Annotated in this window: 26 protein-coding genes; 22 read left to right on the top strand and 4 right to left on the bottom strand. The window is 51.7% G+C overall.

The features are described from left to right. Positions 1-357: 357 nt before the first annotated feature. From KO1_RS28220 to KO1_RS16025, 10 genes are all read left to right on the top strand, one after another. Positions 358-1,047, top strand: a complete 690-nt coding sequence (locus KO1_RS28220; protein ID WP_126468327.1) for a hypothetical protein — start codon at positions 358-360, stop codon at positions 1,045-1,047. A 636-nt stretch (positions 1,048-1,683) separates the two neighbouring features. Beyond that, on the top strand, positions 1,684-2,220 hold the full coding sequence (locus KO1_RS16065) for an STY4534 family ICE replication protein (protein ID WP_073971816.1): 537 nt from the start codon (positions 1,684-1,686) through the stop codon (positions 2,218-2,220). Positions 2,221-2,381: 161 nt separating this feature from the next. Continuing rightward, positions 2,382-2,978, top strand: a complete 597-nt coding sequence (pilL2, locus tag KO1_RS16060; RefSeq protein ID WP_064407031.1) for a PFGI-1 class ICE element type IV pilus protein PilL2 — start codon at positions 2,382-2,384, stop codon at positions 2,976-2,978. Then, entirely contained in the window at positions 2,975-3,694 is a 720-nt protein-coding gene (locus KO1_RS16055; protein ID WP_064407030.1) for a hypothetical protein, read from the top strand. Before pilL2 ends, KO1_RS16055 begins: the two co-directional genes overlap by 4 nt. Before the next feature lie 115 nt (positions 3,695-3,809). Further along, the gene (locus tag KO1_RS16050; RefSeq protein ID WP_406565087.1) at positions 3,810-4,409 is read left to right on the top strand and encodes a TIGR03759 family integrating conjugative element protein; all 600 of its coding nucleotides are present in this window, start codon (positions 3,810-3,812) and stop codon (positions 4,407-4,409) included. Beyond that, complete coding sequence (locus tag KO1_RS16045) at positions 4,409-4,957, top strand: transglycosylase SLT domain-containing protein (protein ID WP_406565086.1); 549 nt, start codon at positions 4,409-4,411, stop codon at positions 4,955-4,957. Before KO1_RS16050 ends, KO1_RS16045 begins: the two co-directional genes overlap by 1 nt. Further along, positions 4,954-5,454, top strand: coding sequence for an integrating conjugative element protein (locus tag KO1_RS16040; protein ID WP_064407027.1), 501 nt, complete (start codon positions 4,954-4,956; stop codon positions 5,452-5,454). The genes KO1_RS16045 and KO1_RS16040 overlap by 4 nt, the downstream gene beginning before the upstream one ends. A 103-nt stretch (positions 5,455-5,557) precedes the next feature. Further along, positions 5,558-7,642 (top strand): type IV conjugative transfer system coupling protein TraD, encoded by a 2,085-nt coding sequence (traD, locus tag KO1_RS16035; protein ID WP_064407026.1) that lies wholly within the window; start codon positions 5,558-5,560, stop codon positions 7,640-7,642. A 10-nt stretch (positions 7,643-7,652) separates the two neighbouring features. Next, positions 7,653-7,925: a hypothetical protein gene (locus KO1_RS16030; RefSeq protein ID WP_224227099.1), complete on the top strand. Its 273-nt coding sequence runs from the start codon at positions 7,653-7,655 to the stop codon at positions 7,923-7,925. A 9-nt stretch (positions 7,926-7,934) separates the two neighbouring features. After that, complete coding sequence (locus KO1_RS16025) at positions 7,935-8,699, top strand: TIGR03747 family integrating conjugative element membrane protein (RefSeq protein WP_064407024.1); 765 nt, start codon at positions 7,935-7,937, stop codon at positions 8,697-8,699. 114 nt (positions 8,700-8,813) lie between these two features. Here the strand turns inward: KO1_RS16025 and KO1_RS27380 are convergent, their stop codons facing one another. Beyond that, positions 8,814-8,933, bottom strand: a complete 120-nt coding sequence (locus KO1_RS27380) for a type I toxin-antitoxin system Hok family toxin (protein ID WP_224227104.1) — start codon at positions 8,931-8,933, stop codon at positions 8,814-8,816. Continuing rightward, positions 8,878-9,027, bottom strand: a complete 150-nt coding sequence (locus tag KO1_RS28750) for a DUF5431 family protein (protein WP_224227100.1) — start codon at positions 9,025-9,027, stop codon at positions 8,878-8,880. Before KO1_RS28750 ends, KO1_RS27380 begins: the two co-directional genes overlap by 56 nt. A gap of 437 nt (positions 9,028-9,464) precedes the next feature. Here KO1_RS28750 and KO1_RS16020 point away from each other — a divergent pair, with 437 nt between their 5' ends. From KO1_RS16020 to KO1_RS15975, 10 genes are read left to right on the top strand one after another with little or no spacing between them, the layout of a single operon-like run. Next, a complete protein-coding gene (locus tag KO1_RS16020; RefSeq protein WP_023218694.1) occupies positions 9,465-9,776 on the top strand; it encodes an integrative conjugative element protein, RAQPRD family in 312 nt (103 codons plus the stop codon). Next, positions 9,773-10,009 (top strand): TIGR03758 family integrating conjugative element protein, encoded by a 237-nt coding sequence (locus KO1_RS16015; RefSeq protein ID WP_064407023.1) that lies wholly within the window; start codon positions 9,773-9,775, stop codon positions 10,007-10,009. Before KO1_RS16020 ends, KO1_RS16015 begins: the two co-directional genes overlap by 4 nt. Positions 10,010-10,038: 29 nt before the next feature. Then, on the top strand, positions 10,039-10,410 hold the full coding sequence (locus tag KO1_RS16010; protein ID WP_064407022.1) for a TIGR03745 family integrating conjugative element membrane protein: 372 nt from the start codon (positions 10,039-10,041) through the stop codon (positions 10,408-10,410). A gap of 9 nt (positions 10,411-10,419) precedes the next feature. Next, positions 10,420-10,800: a TIGR03750 family conjugal transfer protein gene (locus KO1_RS16005; protein WP_064407021.1), complete on the top strand. Its 381-nt coding sequence runs from the start codon at positions 10,420-10,422 to the stop codon at positions 10,798-10,800. Beyond that, on the top strand, positions 10,793-11,449 hold the full coding sequence (locus tag KO1_RS16000) for a PFL_4703 family integrating conjugative element protein (protein WP_064407020.1): 657 nt from the start codon (positions 10,793-10,795) through the stop codon (positions 11,447-11,449). The genes KO1_RS16005 and KO1_RS16000 overlap by 8 nt, the downstream gene beginning before the upstream one ends. After that, the gene (locus tag KO1_RS15995; RefSeq protein WP_064407019.1) at positions 11,449-12,324 is read left to right on the top strand and encodes a TIGR03749 family integrating conjugative element protein; all 876 of its coding nucleotides are present in this window, start codon (positions 11,449-11,451) and stop codon (positions 12,322-12,324) included. Before KO1_RS16000 ends, KO1_RS15995 begins: the two co-directional genes overlap by 1 nt. Continuing rightward, positions 12,314-13,780, top strand: a complete 1,467-nt coding sequence (locus KO1_RS15990; RefSeq protein ID WP_064407018.1) for a TIGR03752 family integrating conjugative element protein — start codon at positions 12,314-12,316, stop codon at positions 13,778-13,780. The genes KO1_RS15995 and KO1_RS15990 overlap by 11 nt, the downstream gene beginning before the upstream one ends. A 9-nt stretch (positions 13,781-13,789) precedes the next feature. Next, a complete protein-coding gene (locus KO1_RS15985; RefSeq protein ID WP_064407017.1) occupies positions 13,790-14,191 on the top strand; it encodes a TIGR03751 family conjugal transfer lipoprotein in 402 nt (133 codons plus the stop codon). Further along, the gene (locus tag KO1_RS15980; RefSeq protein WP_168421981.1) at positions 14,188-16,959 is read left to right on the top strand and encodes a conjugative transfer ATPase; all 2,772 of its coding nucleotides are present in this window, start codon (positions 14,188-14,190) and stop codon (positions 16,957-16,959) included. The genes KO1_RS15985 and KO1_RS15980 overlap by 4 nt, the downstream gene beginning before the upstream one ends. Next, positions 16,956-17,357, top strand: a complete 402-nt coding sequence (locus tag KO1_RS15975) for a hypothetical protein (RefSeq protein ID WP_064407015.1) — start codon at positions 16,956-16,958, stop codon at positions 17,355-17,357. Before KO1_RS15980 ends, KO1_RS15975 begins: the two co-directional genes overlap by 4 nt. 44 nt (positions 17,358-17,401) lie before the next feature. Here the strand turns inward: KO1_RS15975 and KO1_RS15970 are convergent, their stop codons facing one another. Together KO1_RS15970 and KO1_RS15965 are read right to left on the bottom strand one after the other, a co-directional pair. Next, positions 17,402-18,430 (bottom strand): DUF262 domain-containing protein, encoded by a 1,029-nt coding sequence (locus KO1_RS15970; protein ID WP_064407014.1) that lies wholly within the window; start codon positions 18,428-18,430, stop codon positions 17,402-17,404. Further along, on the bottom strand, positions 18,430-19,479 hold the full coding sequence (locus tag KO1_RS15965) for an SIR2 family protein (RefSeq protein ID WP_224227101.1): 1,050 nt from the start codon (positions 19,477-19,479) through the stop codon (positions 18,430-18,432). Before KO1_RS15965 ends, KO1_RS15970 begins: the two co-directional genes overlap by 1 nt. Positions 19,480-19,624: 145 nt before the next feature. Between KO1_RS15965 and KO1_RS15960 the strand changes: the two genes are divergently transcribed. Next, the gene (locus tag KO1_RS15960) at positions 19,625-20,023 is read left to right on the top strand and encodes a TIGR03757 family integrating conjugative element protein (protein ID WP_064407013.1); all 399 of its coding nucleotides are present in this window, start codon (positions 19,625-19,627) and stop codon (positions 20,021-20,023) included. Then, on the top strand, positions 20,020-20,973 hold the full coding sequence (locus tag KO1_RS15955; RefSeq protein ID WP_064407012.1) for a TIGR03756 family integrating conjugative element protein: 954 nt from the start codon (positions 20,020-20,022) through the stop codon (positions 20,971-20,973). Before KO1_RS15960 ends, KO1_RS15955 begins: the two co-directional genes overlap by 4 nt. Positions 20,974-20,981 lie beyond the last annotated feature (8 nt).

Below are 20,981 nucleotides of genomic sequence, written 5' to 3'. Positions count from 1 at the left end.
TTTGAACTCCACAAACAAACTCATATCTAATTTGCCAATTTGTTTGTTTTTTGTTCGATGCTGTGTACTGTAATGGTATTGCCATGGACTATAATTTAAATATTAAAACCATTAATATCAGTATGATAGATGAATTTTTATAATCGGTGTTTTCTAGAAAGACTATATATTGGTGGCTTGTTTACCTCGCTTCTGCTGGGCATACTCATCCCAACTTAAACGGAGGATGTTATATGAGCACAGATAAATTGCTTTTACTGGTACGTTTGCTTGCAGCTAATGCACCCCAGCTTACATTGCTACTGTTGGCAATGAGCATCATGCTTATCTGCGTAATATTGTTCAGGATGCTATGAGATGATTTATCACTGGGCTGCGTTACCTGCATTCTTTATGCGATATTCAGGTTTAAAAAACCTTAATGATAAACGGCCATCCTCTGATATAGCGGCAATGAAGCTGTATATTGTGTTTGCCATCAAAATACGAACACATGGAAACAAAGGTGCTGTTAGCTTGAGTTACGATGAATTGACAGAAATGGCTGGACTTAGCCGTACCCTCGTTAGTCGAGGTTTGAAACAATTATGTGCTTATAACCTGATTTTAATTACCGGAGATAGGAAAAAATTTTACTCTCTCAAATCCAACACAGCATATAAGGGGTGGACAAAAATACCGGTGAAACCTCTAATTGATGACAATGGAAATGTTTTTATTTTTTCATCTTTTAGAAATCGCTATGACTATGAATTAAACGCATTACGACTATATTTATATTTGTTATATGCACGTTCTAATTCTGATTGCTTTACTGAGGTGTCGTATGCAACTATTTACGAAAGAATTGGTATTGGATATTCAAAAATTGATAACGCGTTATCATTTTTGAAATCTTGCGGCCTGCTTTTAGATCGTCAAATAACGGAATCATCTATGAGAATTTTTCCTCTGCGTGATGACCATCTACAAGCATACCGTTACACCCTTCTAGGCGGTGAATACTTAACACGAGGCTCTGTTATACGAGAGGCTACCCAAGAGTGACCTGGTTCATGTTTTTATCTCTGCATCCGGCCAAAATCAGTATGGAGATGTTTTGGTTTTGTGGGTTTATGGAAGGAGAGCGGATGCATTAGTTCATTTTTGCACAGTTTTGATATTATCAAATGGAAAGGTTTTATAATCGCAGTGAATACTACTCTTCCTTAATTTACTGTACTTCTGTTTTTCGCTCTTGAGAGACAACCTTATATGAATGGCTATTTTGGGTTGATGCAGAATATCAATGTTATTTGTTTATAAGCACCCCCTGACGTTTTCATCACTTCCTTACCTGCGATTAAATCCAAATTTTTTCTATCAAAAATAATTATTGCGTTGATTTCTGTATGTACTCATAAAACAATGTCCTCTCTTACCCCGTTGTCTTCGACAACAGCCAATGTCCCGGCAATCTGAGAGGGACGCCTTCGGGTGATTGCCAGCCAAAATTGTCGTGACCTGAGAGACGATGCCTTCGGGCGGTAACCTTGCTTAACCTTTGAAAGCAGGGATCGCAATGGCGATAAAGGTATACTTCAACCACAGATCGTCAGCGTCGCTTCGAGGCCTGACACCCCAGCGGGAAAACACCCGGCTGGGATGTTTCTCCGTTTATCGAATTTTTCCAGGAGAAACATCATGTCTACAGCATCTAAAACCACTACCGCTAAACCCAAAAAAGGCAGCGCCAACAAGCAAGCCCCGGCTCCCGTTCCTGCTGAATCAGCAACTCCAGCTCAATCAGCAGCTCCGGCACCGGTACAATCCAAACCACAATCCAGCTACTTTAATTTACATATTGATGGGCTGGGTTACCTGAGCAATATTCGCGAAATTAATACCGCTACGGGTTCATTTCTGAGCTGTACGATTAACGCGTTACATGGCTCAACTGAAAAACCTGAATACACGCGTTTTGATGTCACTGTATCGGGTAAACAGACCACTTCTTTAATCAGACGCTGCCAGAATGCGGTGAATGAAGAGAAAAAGGTACTTATCGGTTTTAAGCTCAGTAACCTGACTGCCGATGTGTTTACTTTGACCAAAGGTAATCATGCGGGTGAATCAAGAGCGTCACTGCGGGCCAGACTGATTAAAATCAGTTTTATCAAAGTGGGGCAAAATATGGTTTATAAAGCTGAAAAGCCTGAGTCTGCCGACTCCGCATATTGATAATAGAAAGAAGCTAATCCCCACGTTATAACCCTCCTTGTGAGTTGCATTAGCGCCAGATTTTTCTGGCGTTTTTTTTGCGCGGAAAAAACAGTTGTTCATTGAGGACATACTGCTGGTTTCGCAAAGTTGGGCCTCTTTTGTCTGACTAAGGAACCTGCATGAATTTTCATATCCCAATGGCTGTCTGTCTGACTGCCAGTCTCCTGGCCGGTTGTACACAAAAGCTCCAGCAACCTGATACGCAACCTCATCCAACGGCACTGAATGGCAACGTCCAGCCAGCCCGATTGGATGTGTATGGTGCCGCGCCAGAAGTTGTCCGCTATGACCGCTACCTGCTGATCGATACTTCCCCGAGCGCTGCGCAACGTGCGCCGCTAGAGCAAACCATAGATATCCGTATTCCCGCATCATTATCGCCGACCGTGGCGGATGCCATGCGCTATGCCCTGCGCCAGTCCGGGTACTCGTTATGCAGTACGACACCGGCGAACCGGGTGCTGTACAACCAGATATTGCCCGCTGTGCATTATCAACTGGGGCCAATGCGCCTGAGTCAGGCGTTACAAATCCTGGCCGGATCGGCCTGGCAGCTTGAGGTTGATTCTGTACAACGGATCGTCTGCCATTCATTACGCGATGGCTATCGTTTGCCGCCGGAAGCGGTGAAAACGTCGGCCACTTCGGTCTCTGTGCCGCTACCCGCTCAACCCGTCAACATCACTGCTCCGGCTTCGCAGAGGATGCTGAAATGAACGAGTCCGCGAGTTTCATGGAGATACCGGAAATGAAAGAGTCTGTCAGACCAGCACGCAGCAAACTCTGGGCGATAGTCCGTTACGGTTTAGGCGGGCTGGTTTTGTTTGCATTAGGCGGAACCACATTTATCAGCCTGAAGTCCGTCCAGGTGCTTTCCGCCGAGGTCAGCCAGCTTAAAACTGCGTTGCAGGGTAGCCCGGATATAGCGCCACTCCAGGCACAGCTAACAACGCTGCAACAGCATTTTGAAGAGTCACGAATGCAACTGGGAGGGATGGCTGACAAACCGGCGCTTGCTGCTTTGCAGCAGAAGGTTGATGCGCTGGATAAGCAACAGAGTGAGCAGGCTGCTTCGGTTGCCGCCCTTAAAACCGGGCTGTCTTCTCTTCAGGAGCAGGTTCGTGTTTTGAATCAGCGTCCGGCCAGCGTCGCTGCCGTTGTTCCTGCCGTAACGTCTGGCGCGGTGGTAGTAAAGAAGAAGCCCACACAGAAAGCACAGCGGCCAGTTACTGCACCCTTCGTCCTCACCGGTATCGAACGGCGGGGAGGGATCGCCTTTGCCGCGATAGCGCCGCAATCGGCAACGCAACTGACAGAAATAACGTTAATGGAACCGGGTGAAACCCGTCAGGGCTGGACGCTGCTGGCGATCTCAGGGCAGCAGGCCCAGTTTCGCGTGGCGGGGAAAAACCAGACGTTGACGGTGCGATAAGGAGGTCGGGATGAAAAAGTTTAATGTTGTGCTGCTGTCAGGAGTGTTGACAGTGTCAACAGTCGCGTTTGCCGTATCGCCAGTGATTCAGGGAAACAGCCAGACGGTGGATACCTTGTTACAGACGCTGGAACAGCAACAAATGACGCGGAGTGCACAGGAGTGGGGGCTGACAGCGGAAGAGTGGCAGCGTTATGAGACGCTGAAAAAAGGACGGCGCGGCGTGCTGTCTCCGGGGTTAGATCCCCTGACGATGCTGGGCATCGAGGCGCGTAGTGATGAAGAACGCCGTCATTTTGCCGAGCTGACGGTGAAGCAGGAATTTCAGCGGGTTGAAGCGGAGCTGGCATTTCAGCGAGAAGTGAACAGTGCGTGGATGCGGGTCTATCCCGGCGTTCTGCCCGTTCAGGATCTGAGGAGTGAAGTCAGTAACGCCCGTCAGGCGCTGTTTGTGAAAGATAACTGCCCGGCCTGCGATCGCAAGCTGACCCAATTAATGAAATCGAACCAGCCGCTGGATATCTATCTGGTTGGCAGCGGTGGTAAGGATGAGGCGGTCCGAAACTGGGCGAAGAAACACAATATCCCTGCTGAAAAGGTGAAATCCCGCCAGGTAACGCTGAACCATGACAATGGCATGTGGCTGAAATATGGCAACGGGCTGATGCCGGTTGTATTGCAACAGGGGGCGCAGGGATGGCAGCGCGTAAACTGATGTGTCTGGCGATGCTCATTGGCGTTTCGGAATGTCTGGCGGCGCAATCTGTTCCGGAAGGATATCACCGGGTTGCACAGGCGGAAAATGTTCCCGCCGAAGCGCTGTACAGCGTGGCGCTGACGGAGACATCCCGCAAACTGGTGCATGGCGTACGTCCGTGGCCGTGGACAATTAATGTTGCCGGGAAGGGGTATCGCTACACCTCCCGGAACGAAGCATACCAGGCGCTGTTAGGTTTTATGCGGCGCTATCCGCTCAAACGTATTGATGTCGGTATTGCGCAGGTCAATCTGGGCTGGAACGGCCACTATTTCACATCCACTTGGGAAGCATTTGATCCCTATATCAATTTGCACGTAGCCGCTCGCATTTTGCGAGCCTGTTATGAGCGTAGTCCCGGGAGCTGGATATCGGCTGCGGGGTGCTACCACCATCCGGCAGGCGGCAAACCTGCACAAACCTATAAGGCCATCGTGTCACGTCACCTCGGCACGTTGCAGCCGTCCGTACAGGCGTTGGCATTCAATCAGGGAGGAACACAATGATGATGCGTTTTCCGCTGGTTCTCGCACTGCTGTTTCCGGGCATAAGTCAGGCAGAGCTGACCGTTGTCGCCGATCTGGGCGGACAGTCAACGGCTGAATACTTTGCCGGTATTAACAATCAGGAGGAAGCCCCATCCACCTCGCAGGTGTTGACACTGTCAACACCTGACAAAGCATCGGTACTACCCATTCGTACCCCGGAGCTTTCGCCCGGGCCGCTGGAAGCTCGTTCTCTCTCTATGCCCGGAATGCGGTCGATTTTCCTGATTGGTGACGACGATCTTTCCCGGCGCTGGCTGTCTTTGCGGCGCGATCGGCTTATTCAGCTTAATTCCGTGGGCTATGTGGTGAATGTCGCCAGCAAAGCGGCATGGGATGATTTGCAGCATCAGGCTAACGGACTGGAGTTGCTTCCGGTTTCCGGTAGCGATCTGGCCGCTCGGCTGGGGATTTCTCACTATCCGGTACTGATTAGCGAGAAGGGGCTGGAGCAATGAGGGCAGGATTACCGCTGGATGACATCAGTCTTTTGATCGGCCTGGTCGCGGTGAATTTACTGATTTGGCTAATTTTTCTTGCTGGTCATGACGGGAGGAAAAAATGAGCGACCGCTATGTTATTGAAGCTATGCTGCGGCCTGCGGTGGAGCTGAACACCGCCATTGTTGCCGCCTGCGCCAGCTATATCTGCGTGACGGCTCCGTGGGCGGTGGCGCTGGCACCTTCAGTCAGCTATGTCACGGCGGCAGGGTTTGCCGTGCTGTCGGTGAAACGGACTCAGCAGGGGTTACGGGTATTACGTTACCGGCGTAATATCCGGCGTTTGCCCCGTTATGTTGTGACAAGTAGTGAGGTGCCGGTGAGCAATCAGCGGTTATTTCTGGGTAAAGGGTTTATGTGGGAGCAAAAGCACACCCAACGTCTGCTCGATACCCTGCGTCCGGAGGTGGCGGGTTACATCAATCCTCCTGCGTTATATCAGGCAGCACGCCGTTTTGAGCAGCACTATGAGCATCGCTTCCCCGCATTGTGTAAACTGCTGGCCCGTGATTCGGCGTTGAATCCCGTTCGGCCATTGCCGCCAGTCGGTGGTCATCCCGCATTGCATGGCATCGAACCTGATGAAGTTAATGTCTCAATGAGCCTGGGAGAGCGTGTCGGGCATATGCTGGTTTTGGGTACTACGCGCGTCGGCAAAACTCGCCTCGCCGAGCTGCTGATCACCCAGGATATTCGACGTGGCAACGTCACCATTGTTTTCGACCCGAAAGGCGATGCCGATCTACTGAAGCGCATGTATGCCGAGTCACACCGAGCAGGCCGTGCTGGTGAATTTCATGTTTTCCATCTGGGATGGCCGGATATCAGCGCCCGTTACAACGCGGTCGGGCGCTTTGGCCGTATTTCGGAAGTGGCTTCGCGTGTTGCTGGTCAACTCAGTAGTGAAGGTAACAGCGCCGCATTTAAAGAGTTCGCCTGGCGTTTCGTCAATATTATTGCCCGGGCGCTGGTTGTACTGGGGCAACGCCCGGACTTTGGCCTGATCCAGCGCTACGTTAACAATATCGGCGATCTGTTTGAGACCTATGCGGAAACCTGGATGGTGAAGCACACTCCGGCACTGTGGCAACAGGTGGAGAATCTGGCGCAAATTCTGGATGAGCGCGATATCCCCCGGCATATGGAAGGGCGTTCGCTACGGGTGGTGGCGATTGAACAGGTGCTGAACAGCGACGAGGGGAAGAAAGTTTACGATCCGGTGCTCGATGGCCTGCGGTCGTCGGTACGCTACGACCAGAAGTATTATGACAAGATTGTCGCCAGTTTGTTGCCGTTACTGGAGAAACTGACCTCCGGTAAGACGGCGCAACTGATCTCACCAAACTACACCGATATGTCCGATCCCCGTCCTATCTTCGACTGGCAGCAGGTGATCCGTAAGAAGGGCGTGGTGTATATCGGTCTTGATGCGCTGTCCGATCCGGAAGTCGCGGCGGCGGTGGGCAATTCGATGTTTGCCGATCTGGTCTCCGTGGCGGGGCATATCTACAAATTTGGCGTGAATGACGGTCTGCCCAGTGATGAGGGTAAGAAGACGCCGATCAGCCTGCACTGTGACGAGTTTAACGAGCTGATGGGGGATGAATTTATCCCGCTCATTAACAAGGGCGGTGGGGCGGGTATCGAGGTGACGGCCTATACCCAGACTTTGCCTGATATTGAAGCGCGGCTGGGCAACGCCGCGAAAGCGGCGCAGGTGGTGGGGAACTTTAACAGCCTGGTGATGCTGCGGGTACGGCATACGGAAACGGCAGAGTTGATGACGAAGCAACTGCCGGAAGTGGAGGTCTATACCAAAACGCTGGTTTCCGGTGTCACCGATATCTCGAACCCGGAAATGGGCAGCGATTTTACCTCGAACACTCAGGACAGGGTGAGCACAGTGCGTACGCCGCTAATTACCGCTGCAAACGTAATTAACCTGCCGAAAGGACAGGCGTTTGCCTTACTGGAAGGTGGTCGGTTGTGGAAGATCCGTATGCCACTACCCGCTGCTGGCGCGGATGCCCTGATGCCGGATAGTATTGGTCAAATTGCCGACTATATGCAGCGAAATTACCGGACCAGCGATGCCTGGTGGTCGGGTAGTGCGTTACCGGGAGATTACGATGCAGCTACTTTTTGAAAAGGAAATCATGATGAAACAACGTTATCGGGTTGAAGCGGTTATGGCGTCTTCAAGACAAAATAAGCTGCAAGTCCCGCGTGATGTGATGGATGTTTTGTGCGAGCAGGATTGCTCGTCACTTCAGATCCCGGAAATTATTGAGCGTCTGACTTCGTTGGGCTATCGCCCGAGATATGAAGCCACCGTTGATACGCTCACGGATATCGTTACCCTGTGGATTTGGGTTGGGCAGGAAGAGATGTTGCTGAACTGCCAGATGGAGCCGCTGGCGATGCATTAAGGGGATGTTATGTCGCAGATGAACACATCTTCAGCTCCGGTACAATCCACTACGCCCCCAAAGCCACATGGTTTTTTCACCGTGCTGCTGTGGGATACGCCGTGGCGCATTATCGGGATGCTGCTGGTATCGCTGCTGTTCAGCCTGATTGTGGAATATATCGGTATCGCGTTCTTCTGGCCGGATCAGGGTGCGGAACATAGTCGTGCCGTTATGCAGACGGAAAGCGGTTATTTTGCTGAAGGATTTACGCAAAGTTTGCTGCTGTCATCGCCGGTGGTGACCGTACAGAGCTGGATCGTGCTGGGTTATCAGTGGTTATTTGTAAACAGCGGCTTTACTGGCTGGTTGCAGTCGATTCAGACGCCGACTGCCGGAAGCGGCAATGGCGTTACGGATGAGCTAAATGCCTGGAGTGCCTGGGCGGTGCAGGTCGCATATGAATATCTGATGGCGACAATGTATGTGTCGCTGGTCTTTCTGATGCGGGTCACCATTCTGGTGTTGTCAGTGCCGTTATTTATCCTGGTTGCTATTGTGGGGATCGCTGATGGGATGGTACGACGTGATCTGCGTCGCTACGGTGCGGCGTATGAGTCGAGTTTTCTATACCACCATGCCAAACGCTTAGTTAAGCCAGCGATGTATATACCGTGTGTGTTGTATCTTTCTGCGCCGTTCGCGGTATATCCGAACTTGTTGCTGTTACCGGCTGCGTTGCTGATGGGGCTGGCGATTTCGGTGACGATGGGAAGCTTTAAGAAGTATTTGTAGTTCATTTAAAGGGCCACCCGGGACTCGGGTAGCCCTTCAGAAAGGCGCCTGGAGGCCAGCATGCCAGACGTCACCAGCCCCGGAAATGGCGGGGCGAACCCCGCCACCGGTTAGCTACTTACCAGATTCGTAAGCCAGAAATGCAGCAACCTCCCTGTTCCCGTCCCGTATTCGCAACTCACAGAGCGTTGAGCGGGTCAGATACGTGAATACCAGTAGCGTGAGACACGCTATTAACAGACACAATACCAGGGTGGTGCGTTGTTTCATGGCCTTCTACTCCTTGCTTTGCAGCAGGTAAGAGGCTATCCTGATGTTGACTAGACATACGGATAGAGCCTCGTGGTTAATTGAAAAATTACCTTCGGGGCTTTTATCTTTCTGCCTCACATCAATGTTGTTCATGCCATCACGCGAGGCAAAAAGCCTCAAGCGCCAGCGCAATAATACCGCATAACGTCCCGCGAGCTGCACCGTTTTTAAATCCCTGACATGTTTTTTTCGCCAGAATTACCTTGGTTCATAACTGCGCCCGGTCCGGAAGCCAGAATAGCAAGCCTGCGCGTCTTTCTGGCTTCCGGACGGGCCTTGCCGGGAGCGCAAACCTGCTTGCGCCGGGGTGGCAAAGAACCCCGATGGCGCATTCTGCGCCATGCCTTACCCCTTCCATAATTTTCAAAATTCCACTTCTGTTTTCTTACTGCCCATCAGGACGCTTTTCGCCACTCTTCCTCCGTACATGCAATCGCATTGAAGGAGGTTTACATGCGCATGACACAACCCCGGGCATGGTGCCTGTTGGGGATTATGCTGACGTCGGGCGTTCAGGCCGCTGAGTCTGACGAGCTGGCGCTGGTAATGAAGCAACTGGATCAGGTGCAGGCCGCGCTGGAACGCGCCCGTGTTGTCGCCGTTCAGGATGGACAGAACGGGCGCTTCTGGTTCGATTATCTGAGGGCAACGCAGGACATCAAGGCGATTCGCCAGGGGATCGGTATCTACCTGGAACCTTCCCGTGCTCAACCCGTACCTTCGGCCTCTCTCACCGGTCAGTACCGGATGGAGCGTCGCCCGTGAACGATGCCCAGACCAGCGCATTTAAAGCGGCAAGCGGTAACGCCGATCCCGCACTGCTGAGCAAAGTGTTTATCGGTGCGCTGATTGCCCTGCTGATTTTGTGGGTGGGATGGGGTTTTCTGCATGTTTATCGGGGGTACGCGACAGGTCATATCAAAGAGCAGGCTCTGGTACGTTTTGCCATCCGCTCAGTCCTTCTCATCATTATCGCTATCTATCTCTTTGCCAGCTAGGCCTGGCTTTTCTTATTAAGGAAATCACTATGTTTTGCTCTGCATTATCTTCTCTGCGTTTTTCTCTTCGTCTCTGGTGTACTCGGGGTCTGGCCGTTGCTCTGACTGGGGTTTCTGCTGCCCGGGCGGGGTTACCCACTGTTGAAGGTCCGAAAAGCAGCACTGACAGCTCTTTCTACGGTCAGATCTCCGGATATCTCAATGACGGTATCGTGCTGGGCGGATTAATTCTTGCGGCGGTTGCCATGCTGGCCGTCGGTAACGCCATTATTGCTACCTTTTCCGAAGTCCGTGACGGGAAATCGAGCTGGGGTAAGTTCGGGATGCTGGTTGTCGTCGGTGTTGTCCTGATTGTTGTGGTTATCTGGCTGGCTGCTAAAGCCGCGACAATTCTGCTCTAAGGATGGATTATGGCGACTATCGAATTTATGCCTGACAGGTTGAATGCTGAGCCGGTGGTGTTCCGTGGCTTCACCACGCCGGAACTGGGATTTACCGCGCTGTTCAGCGTACTGGGCGGCCTCGTGGTCGCCATACCTGTTCTGCCATTTCTCGGCTGGATAGCCTTTCCGACCGTGGCGATGCTGATGCCGCTGGTCACGATTATTTTTGGCGGCAGGTTAATGGCGCGTTTTAAGCGCGGCAAGCCGGAAAACTACCTCTATCGCAGGCTGGATCTGCTGTTAAGCCACTCTGGCATGGGAACAAAAGGGCTGATACAACACAGCCAGGTACTGGCGTTACGCCGTCTGCGTCCTGTGGTTCGCCGTCAGGAGGCCGTTCATGAGTAAGTTTAAAAATGCCCTGAATGCCCGGGACAATCATATCCGGACGCTCCGCACTGCGTGTGGGGTTATGTTGGTACTGTTAGTGTTGTCCATGCTTGGCTGGATGATGTCTCCGCGCAATCTGACCATTCACAATCCTCCCGATCTCCGCTCCGGCAGCTCCCGTCCGTGGTGGGAGATCCCGCCCTCAACGGTGTATGCCTTCAGCTTTTATATTTTCCAGCAGTTAAACAGTTGGCCGAAGGATGGCGACGTTGATTATCCATATCGTATCGAGACGCTGTCGGCCTACCTGACGCCGACCTGTAAGGAACTGCTGCATAAGGATGCGAAGCAGCGTAAGGACCTGGGGGAATCGCGGGATCGTGTACGCGGCGTGTCGGAGATCCCTGAGCGGGGCTATCGGGATGACAGCGTCACCATTATTGACCGCGATAACTGGCAGGTTCGTCTGGATCTGGTTACCGATGAATATGTTAACTCCGAGCCGGTTAAACGCTCACTGGTGCGCTATCCGTTGAAAGTGGTGCGCTGGGATAAAAATCCGGAGGCTAACCCGTTTGGTCTGGCGCTGGATTGTCTCTCGGAAGCGCCGCAGCGTCTGGAGGCGGCCCCGGTGGTTAAGGAAGAGAAAAAGGGAGTGTTTAACTGATGAGTTTACGACGATTTTTACTGTCGCTGGCCTGTCTTGCCGTATTACCAGCGCAGGCGGTTGAACTGGTGAAGTGGGAGCGTATTCCGCTGCCGGTATCCCTGCATGTCGGGCAGGAGCGCATTGTTTTTGTGAACCGCAATGTGCGCGTGGGATTTCCGCCTGAGCTGAAGGGGAAATTGCGCGTACAAAGTACCGGCGGCGCGGTGTACCTGCAACCCGGGGCACAGTTTGCCCGTACCCGCCTGGTGCTTCAGGATGTGGAGAACGGCGAGATGATCCTGCTGGATATCAGCGCCGAAGAGGGTAAAAACGTACTGGAGCCGGTAAGTCTGGTGTATCAGGGGGAGATTTCCAGCTCGACGGGGAACGATGACGTTGCAGCGACCGACAGCAAAAAACCGACAGCTGGCGAACGACAGTCCACATCGAAACCGAAAGAGAAAAAATCCACCACGCCGCTGCCGGTGGCCCTGACCCGCTATGCCGCGCAAAGTCTGTACGCACCGTCACGAACGATTGAGCCGCTGCCCGGCGTGCATTCTATTTCGCTTGCGTTGCCGGACAAACTTACGTCATTGCTGCCGTCAGAATCCGTTGAGGTCAGGCCGTTGGCCGCATGGGGATTGCAGGGCTACAGCGTGGTGGCGCTAACCCTGCGTAATCAGCGTGCGGAGAAAGTGGTTCTCGATCCGCGTCGGCTTCAGGGCAATTTTTACAGCGCGACATTCCAGCATCGCTGGCTAGGCGCGAGTGGAACGCCGGAAGATACCACGACGGTGTATCTGGTGACCAAAGGGCGTCCGGATGCCGCGTTTCTTCCTGAGCCAGTGAAGGCGAAAACAGGCAAAGGAGGGAAGGGCAATGCAGATTAAATCGAATACCCTGCTGAAGGTTATTGTGCCAGTGGTGTTGCTGTCGGCAGTTATGATCGGCGTGAAGTCCTGCGGTGGCGCGAAACAGACGCAGGATTCGGCGGATAACGCTACTGTGGCCGACCTGACCCAGGAAGAACTGCGCATTCTCGGCATCGAGGGCGATACACCGCAGGATACGTTACGTACGCTGGTTGGCCGAATTAAAACGATTCAGACCAGTCAGGAGAATCTGGAGAAGCAGAATGCCGCGCTGGCCGAAGAAAACGCCCGTCTGCGAAATAAAGGCAGCAACGTGGACGGGCGTATCAATGACGCAGTTAATGCCGTTAAGCAGGAAAGTACCCAGGCACAGCAAAAACTTCAGGCTGAACAGCAGCGGCTGGCTGGCCTGCTGGAATCACTGAAAAATACGGTTCCCGGCCCGGGAGCGGGTAGCAATACCCCCGCAGGCAGTGATTTACCCGTCGGGCTGGGGCTGGAAGATGCAGGGCAGGCCGAAACGGTGGCGCAAGGCACGGTCTGGATTGAGCCGCAGGATGGCGTGCAACTGGATCGTAACGGTAAACCGGTGACCGGCGCGGCAGTTGCGACCAATGGCACCGGCACATTCCAGTTCCCTACAGCATTCGGTGGGCTGAATGACAACGAGATCACCCGCCAGAAAGCGGAACTGGATCGTAACGCGAAAAACCAGCAGAGCATCGAGGAAACCGATCTGCCCGTCTACACACTACCAGAGAACTCCACGCTGGTTGGTAGCCAGGCTATGACCGCCCTGCTGGGGCGTGTACCGATTGATGGCAAAGTTACCGATCCCTATCCCTTCAAGGTGCTTATTGGTAAAGAGAACCTGACCGCCAACGGTATCGAGCTTCCAGACGTCGAAGGCGCGATTGTATCCGGTACGGCCACCGGTGACTGGGTGCTGTCTTGTGTACGTGGTGAAGTTCACTCCATTACGTTTGTCTTTACTGACGGCACGGTACGCACGGTGCCGCAGTCGGCAAAATCCAGCGATGGCAGCAACGGGAAATCCAATGGCGGCAGTATTGGCTGGCTGTCCGATGAGCACGGTATTCCCTGCCTTTCCGGTGACCGTAAAAGCAATGCCTCAACTTACCTCCCCACGTTATTTGCGCTGTCTGCTGCCGGTGCGGCCTCTGATGCCATGTCCGAAAGCCAGACCACGACAACCACTGACGGGACGTCCATCACCAGTACGCTTACCGGCAGCGCCGGACAGGCTGCGCTGGGGAAAGCGTTATCAGGCGGCACGAACGAGCTTGCGGAATGGGTGAAAGCGCGATACGGCCAGATGTTTGATGCGATTTATGTCCCTCCCGGTGCGAATGTTGCGGTGCATATCACCCGCCAGATCCCGATTGATTACGAAGAGAAGGGCCGCAAGGTCAAATACGATTTTGATGTCAGCCAGCAACACGAGCTGGATTAAGGAGACGCCATGAAAGGATACGGTTTATTCATGCTGGTCACGCTGTTGCTGAGCGGTTGCAGTACCTCCAAAGATGAAATGCTGCCGCCCGGCGACAGTACCATGCTGGATATGTGGCAGAACAAAGCCAGCAGCGCCCGGACCACGACAGAAGCCCGGAGCGTGTTACGCCGGGGGCTTAACGATGCGGATCTGGCTACCCGTCAGTCGCTGGAAGAAAGCTATACCCGCGATGCTCACAATGAAATCCAGCAGCTTTTCCCGCGCCTGCCCAACCCGGATATGGTGATTTATATCTACCCGCATATGGCGGGAAATGAGCCAGCGCCGGTGCCGGGATACAGCTCGGTCTTCTCTTTTTACAGCCGGGTGCAGTATGCGCTGCCGGGCGAGCGACTGGAGGCACTCTGATGTTCAGTTTATTCACCAAAAAACAGCCGCAGCCGGTGGCTGATGAACCGGCGCTGCTGTCACAGAAAAAGAGTGGCAGGCTGACGCAGGACGGCGTGCGCTCGCTGTATCCCAATAACGCCTCGTTTGTCGACTTCCTGCCGTGGGTGGAATACCTGCCGGAAAGCCAGAGCTTGCTGCTCGATGACGGTGTTTCGGTGGGCGCCGTGTTTGAAGTGGTGCCGGTGGGAACCGAAGGGCGCACCGGTGAACGTCTGGAAGAGATCCGCGATATCGTTGAAGATGCGCTTCAGGACAGCTTTGACGAGCGGGACAGCCATCCGTGGGTCGTGCAGTTCTTCTGCCAGGATGAAACCGATGTGACGGAATACATCGATAAACTGCGTGGCTATGTTAAACCGTGGGCGCAGGGAACGGCATTCACAGCAGCGTACCTGCATGAGATGGAACGTCATATGCGCGGCATTGCTGTGCCGAAAGGTCTGTTTATCGATAAGGCCATCACCGGCGCACCGTGGCGTGGCCAGCAGCGCCGTACCCGGATGGTGATTTATCGCTATGTAAATCCGGGTGTCTCTGAGCCGTATTCCCCGGAAGAGCAACTGAATCAGGTCTGCGAGCGACTATCTTCTGCGCTGGCCGGGGCGGGGATTGTGACTGCCAGGCAGAATGGCGAGCAGATCCATGCCTGGCTGCTGCGCTGGTTTAACCCCGAACCTGACTGGGTGGATAAGGACACGCTATACAGCACGGCGGCACATGTTGACACCCGCAACGGCGAGCTGCCGGTGCTTAATGATTTCAGCGAAACCCTGATGTTTACGCCGCCGCGCTCAGATGTGGAGAATGGCGTGTGGTGGTTCGATGAACGACCGCATAAAGCCGTCAGTATCGATCGTATCCGTCGTGCCCCCTCGGTCGGTCATCTCACTGGTGAAACCCGTAAAGGGGAGAACATCAACGCGCTGATGGATCTGCTGCCGGAAGGGACAGTGATTTCTCTGACGCTGGTCGTGCAGCCGCAGGATGTGCTGGAAGAGCGCTTCAACCATCTGGCGAAAAACGCCATTGGCGAGAATACCGAATCGGAACGTGTGCGAGCCGATGCCGATACGGCTAAAAGCTATCTGGGTGAACGGCACAAACTGTACCGCGCCAGCATGACCTTCTTTCTCTCCGGTGAGTCACTGAAAATCCTCAACAGCCGCCAGCGCGATCTGACGGCGATCCTGCTTAACGCCGGGTTACAGCCGGTGAAACCGGAATTCGATGTTGCGCCGCTGAATGGTTACCTTCGGGCGCTGCCGATGTGCTTTAACCCGACGCTGGATAAGAAGAACTGGTACACCCGTCTGACGTTTGTTCAGCATATGGCAAATATGCTGCCGGTATTTGGCCGTGACACTGGCACCGGCCATCCGGGATTTACCTTCTTTAACCGGGGCGGTGCGCCGCTGACGTTCGATCCGCTTAACAGCGCCGACCGTTCCAAAAATGCGCATCTGGTCCTGTTTGGCCCGACCGGTTCCGGTAAGTCGGCGACGCTTAACAGCCTGTTTGCCCAGTTGATGGCGATTCACCGGCCACGTCTGTTTATTGCTGAAGCGGGTAACTCGTTTGGCCTGTTTGCCGACTACTGCGCGGAGCTGGAGCTGTCGGTGAACAAAGTCAGCATCAAACCGGGCTGTGGTATTTCGCTGGCCCCGTTCGCCGATGCATACAAGCTGATTGAAGCGCCGGTGAAAACCGTTGATGAAAGCGAGCTGAGTGACCGTATAGAGGTAGATGAAACGGACGATGGCGATGCGGAGGAAGAGCGCGATATTCTGGGTGAGCTGGAGATTGTGGCGCGTCTGATGGTAACCGGTGGAGAAGCAAAGGAAGAGGCGCGGCTGGAACGTGCCGACCGGGGCATGATGCGCGAGGCGATTCTGGCCGGGGCGCGTAAAGCCTGGAATGAAGACCGGCAGATGATCACTGCCGACCTTCAGGATGCGTTTTACTCCTTCGCGAAGGATGAGTCCCGCCCCGAAGTTCGCCGCGCCCGGGCGCAGAATATGGGGGAATCGCTGGGTGTATTTATGCAGGGCTTCCTGGGCGAGCTGTTTAACCGCCCGGGGCAGAACTGGCCGGAAGCGGATGTCACGCTGATTGACCTCGGAACTCTGGCGCGTGAAGGCTATGAAGCGCCGCTGGCCGTGGCCTATACCTCGCTGGTTAATACCATCAACAATATCGCTGAACGTGACCAGTTTTTGGATCGGGAGATCGTCTTCCCGACCGATGAGGCGCATATGATCACCACGAACCCGCTGTTGGCCCCGTATGTGGTTAAGGTGGTGAAGATGTGGCGTAAGCTCGGTGCGTGGTTGTGGCTGGCAACGCAGAACCTGGAAGATTTCCCGGCCACGGCCAAGAAGATGCTCAATATGATTGAGTGGTGGCTGTGTCTGGTAATGCCGCCGGAAGAGGTGGAAGAGATAGCCCGGTTTAAAAAGCTGACTGCTGAGCAAAAAGCGATGTTGCTGTCTGCGACCAAAACACCGCGCTGTTATACAGAAGGCGTGGTACTGGCAAGCCGCATTGAGGCGCTGTTCCGGGCTGTGCCGCCGAGCCTGTATCTGGCGCTGGGCATGACTGAGAAGGATGAGAAGGCGGCACGTCGGGCATTGATGGTTGAACACGGTATTAGCGAGCTGGATGCAGCGAAGCGTATTGCGCACCAACTCGATATCGCCCGTGGTATTGCCACGAAGGAGGCGGCATGATGCGCTTCAGATCCACGGTTCTGGACGTTGTGGACGGTAATATTTCCAATACCGGCGTGTTGTTTGATGCGCCGCCACAGGGTAATCCGCGAATTAGCCAGCACCATCATGCGCAACTGGCGGAATTATGCCGCCAGATCCGTCAGCGGGTAGGGGAGAAGGCGACATTTACTTATTCACCTCATCGCGTGGCCGGGCATAACTGCCTGGCCGTTCAGGTGGTGGGTAAGACAGGAACGGTTAACCTGCTGTTGACAGTTACTGGCAGTCTGCGCTGGCCGGGGGCGGAGGATTACAAGCATGGGGTGCGCTGGTATATTAATGTGCCAGATGCGGTGGATGTGGTTTATCTTGTACAGGCATTATCTCAGATTTCAATGAAGAATAATGAAAGATAGTGTGATAAAAGCAGGAATGAAGTTCATTCCTGCTTTTTATCATTTTAATCTCGAAGTAAATTCAAAAGAACTTCAATTCTACGTGAGCGCTGAGTTTTGCTTTTGGTACTCGAACTCATGGTTTTTCTATATTCTCTTCTTAATTCTTCGTTTTGTTGTATGTCTTTTTCCCAAAGGCTGTCCAAGAAGGCAGATAATTTATTTGACGCGTCTTCTACGGGAATGTCATTGGTATTACAATAAAGTGCATAACTGAAAATCCCATATAAATGACTAACACCGCTAGCTTTATGATTTTTGAAATCAATATTCATGGCGACTAAATAGTCAGTTGTTCTTTCAAAAATGGTAAATGCTTCATTTGTTTCATCACCATCTTTTGTACAATACTTTTCATAAAGGCCGTCGATTATGTCTTGAGTTGCACCAAATACTTCATTCTCAAGGATTGTGAATATCAACTCAGATACAAACTCTTTGTCTTCCATTCTCTTTTTATCAACGTGTTCAAGCAGTTTTTGCCAATATTCACGTTGTGAGTATTCGACGATTTTTTTGTAAAAATCAGTATCGTGATATTTGGCATTCCTTAACTCTTGTCCGTTAAGTCGTTCACCATTTCTGTTCAGTCTATCGAAAATACTATCAATTATCCTTTCATCTTCAGTATCAATATACTCTATAGGCATCTGATATCGCCAAAATAATTTTTTAACTTCTGCATATTTAGATGTTGATAAATCGGAAAAAAATACTCCTGTCAATTCATCATCTTCTTCCTCACTTGCCGATGTTATTCGACCATTGATAAAATTAACAATTGCTGTGAGTCTTTGTTTTCCGTCAACAACTTCAAACGTGATTTTTCCTGTATCATCATCGATTTTTTGGTGAAGAAATATAGGGGGGATTGGATAGTTACGTAGTATACTATCTATAAAGAAAGATTGTTTTTCTTCATCCCAAACGCTATCCCTTTGATAAGGAGGATCAAAATTAAATTTACCTAATGAAAAACCTTCCCAAAAGGAGGCAATATTAATGCTGTTTGAATCACGCTTTAAAATTTCCATTAGGCAAGCTCCTTTAGGACTTCAGATGATGAATGATGAACATAACTATTAAATACCATTCCAAGTATAGCACTTAAGCCATCGACGTTTCCTGGATTGATCATCCTGACATTAACGTCACTATTGATTTTACGGATTATTGCATCAATTTCTGCGCGATCAACGTGCCAGTATGAAATGCCACAAATGAAGAAATCATCGTTTGGGTTATATGATTCCATCGTTGATTCTATTGAGCCTTTGATAGAGTTTGCCCAGTTTTGAGCATATCGATGCGCTTCTCCTGCTGGAGGTATTATAGGAATAAGAGGCATATATAAACTCAAATCTTCATGTCGGCATTCAAACTTTGATATATCCCCATTATTTAAGGATAACTCTTTTTGAATGTTATAGTTGTCCTTTGACATATAACCATCATATAAAAAGCTTATTGAGCCATGGGGTTTGTATATTTTAAATTTAGAGTTTCCATCTGATATGTTGGGGATGTCGAATCTAATGTTAAGTAAGTCAAGTAAACGTTCGAGATAAATATCATAATTATAGGTTATGATATCAACTCTTTCTATATTTTCATTTTTATCAAGTTTCATCAAGTAATCTCGCCAACCACTTTCGAGATTACGTAGGTCATTAGCGGAAATCTTTTCATTGTAATTAATGAAAAGCTCTCTCAGGTATGAAACTAATTCTTGATAAGCATAGATATAAATATTAGATAGAGGGGTGTGACTCGCCTGATTTTTCTTCTTTATTGTTTCGGGAGGCAGAGTTGCATATAAATTTATTACTGTAATTAATTCTTCTATTATTTGATATGACGCAGTTCGGTTTAACCCTGGTCTTGCTCCTAATCGCCATAAATTTGGGCAATATCGAGCTGAAAGAAAACCAGGTTCACCAGTAGCAGGCCACTTTACCATATCACCATATTTGAATAGATCTGAGGGATCAATTATATCAAGCTTGTTCATTTTGCTAAGTAGGTCAATAGTGAATCCGTTCCCAAGCATTAACCCGACTTTCTTTTTTTGTTCGTTGCTCAAAAAGGTGTCCTTACAAAAATGTTAAGTTTTAACAAAAAGAGTCACTTAAACAGGATAAAACTTTTTAATTTTTATTTCTAGTTGTTTGCTGCCATCAATTGTGACCCCGCGCATCCTGTGATTTTCCCCCTCACAGGAGTGCGTTATGAAACCTTCAAAGTTCCTGATCTCGCTACTGGCTGTTGCTGTTCAGGCACCGGCAGCGACAGTCGTCTACACCGACAGCCATCATCCCCCATTGAATGCGACCAGCGGACAGGTGGTTTACCTGGATGCGCCGGATACCATTCAGCGTCAGCTGTTTGGTGAGCTGCCTGCTGATCCTGTACAGGCGGCGCAGATTGCAAAAAACATCATCCATTCACCGGACTGGCAGCAAAAGCAGCAGCAAATCACGCAGGCATACCATGGCGTACTTCAGGCGTACAGCCTGAAGCTGGCGAAGTATCCCGCCGTGGTATTTGATGATCGCTACGTGGTTTACGGCACAGCGGATATTGCAGTAGCTGAAGCCCGCCTGGCTGAATTTCAGGGGGCGCGATGATGAAACCGCTTCGACGACACCGGCTGGGGATTGCGCTGGCGTTGGGTTGCGCAGCTCAACCCTTCGCGGTCGGTGCGATTAATTCCGCGCAGCTCATTGCCAGCTCACTGTCCCCCCAGTGTCTGGAATACAAGATTGTTGGTATCTGTTACTGGCTGTTTTGCACGCCCTACAGCTGTATCGTCAGAACTTCCACCAAAGTTCGCCACTACATCCCCAACGCCGTGGTTTCCAGCTACAACCAGACGGGCAGTAATCCCTGGACGGAGATGTCGTTTCTGGGAACGGGTCTTTCCGGTATTGCCGAAGGTGGTGGCGCGAACTCGCAAAAACGCGCCGGGCGGAAAGATAACCTGCAATTTAAAAATGCGGATGTTATCGGTCACCCGGCGCTGGCCGCGCCGGTGTTTAACCGGTTTATGGGGCAGATGGGGTATACCTGTTCCGGTTCTGCCATGGCGATGATGCCGTATCTGCTCAGTACCCTCGATGCGGTGATGTGGCGTTCGGGTTTGCCAGAGTCGTTTTATCCGGAAGCGCTGACGCCCGGGCTGCGAGAAATCGGTTCCACAATCGGCGGCAATATGTGGGGAAACGTCTATCCCCGCAGCGGGTTTGTTACTCAGGTTGATGACTATAAAGCGGCAGCGGTCGTCGCACAGCGTGCGGCAGATGTTGTCACCCGTACTGGGCAAATTCACGTCTATCAACCCATGACGGCCAGTGCCAGCCCGGGCTACTGGCCTCCTTCTCCAGTAATGGAAAACACAGGTACCCGCAACCACAAATGGCAGCAGCTCACGCCGTCGCTGTCCACATCCTGTGCGGCCTTTCCGGACAGCCCCAATCCCATCGCAACTGATGGCAATTATGCCTGGGCGCTATGGCAACCCTACAGCTGCTGTAAGCGTCGCGGTCAGACGTTCCTTTACAGCGTCGATTTTCAATAACAGGGAGA

The sequence above is a fragment of the Klebsiella oxytoca NBRC 105695 genome, assembly GCF_001598695.1.
Classification (GTDB): domain Bacteria; phylum Pseudomonadota; class Gammaproteobacteria; order Enterobacterales; family Enterobacteriaceae; genus Klebsiella; species Klebsiella oxytoca.
The sequence above is the reverse complement of the archived record's forward strand: the minus strand, read 5'-3'. Positions and strand labels throughout refer to the sequence as shown.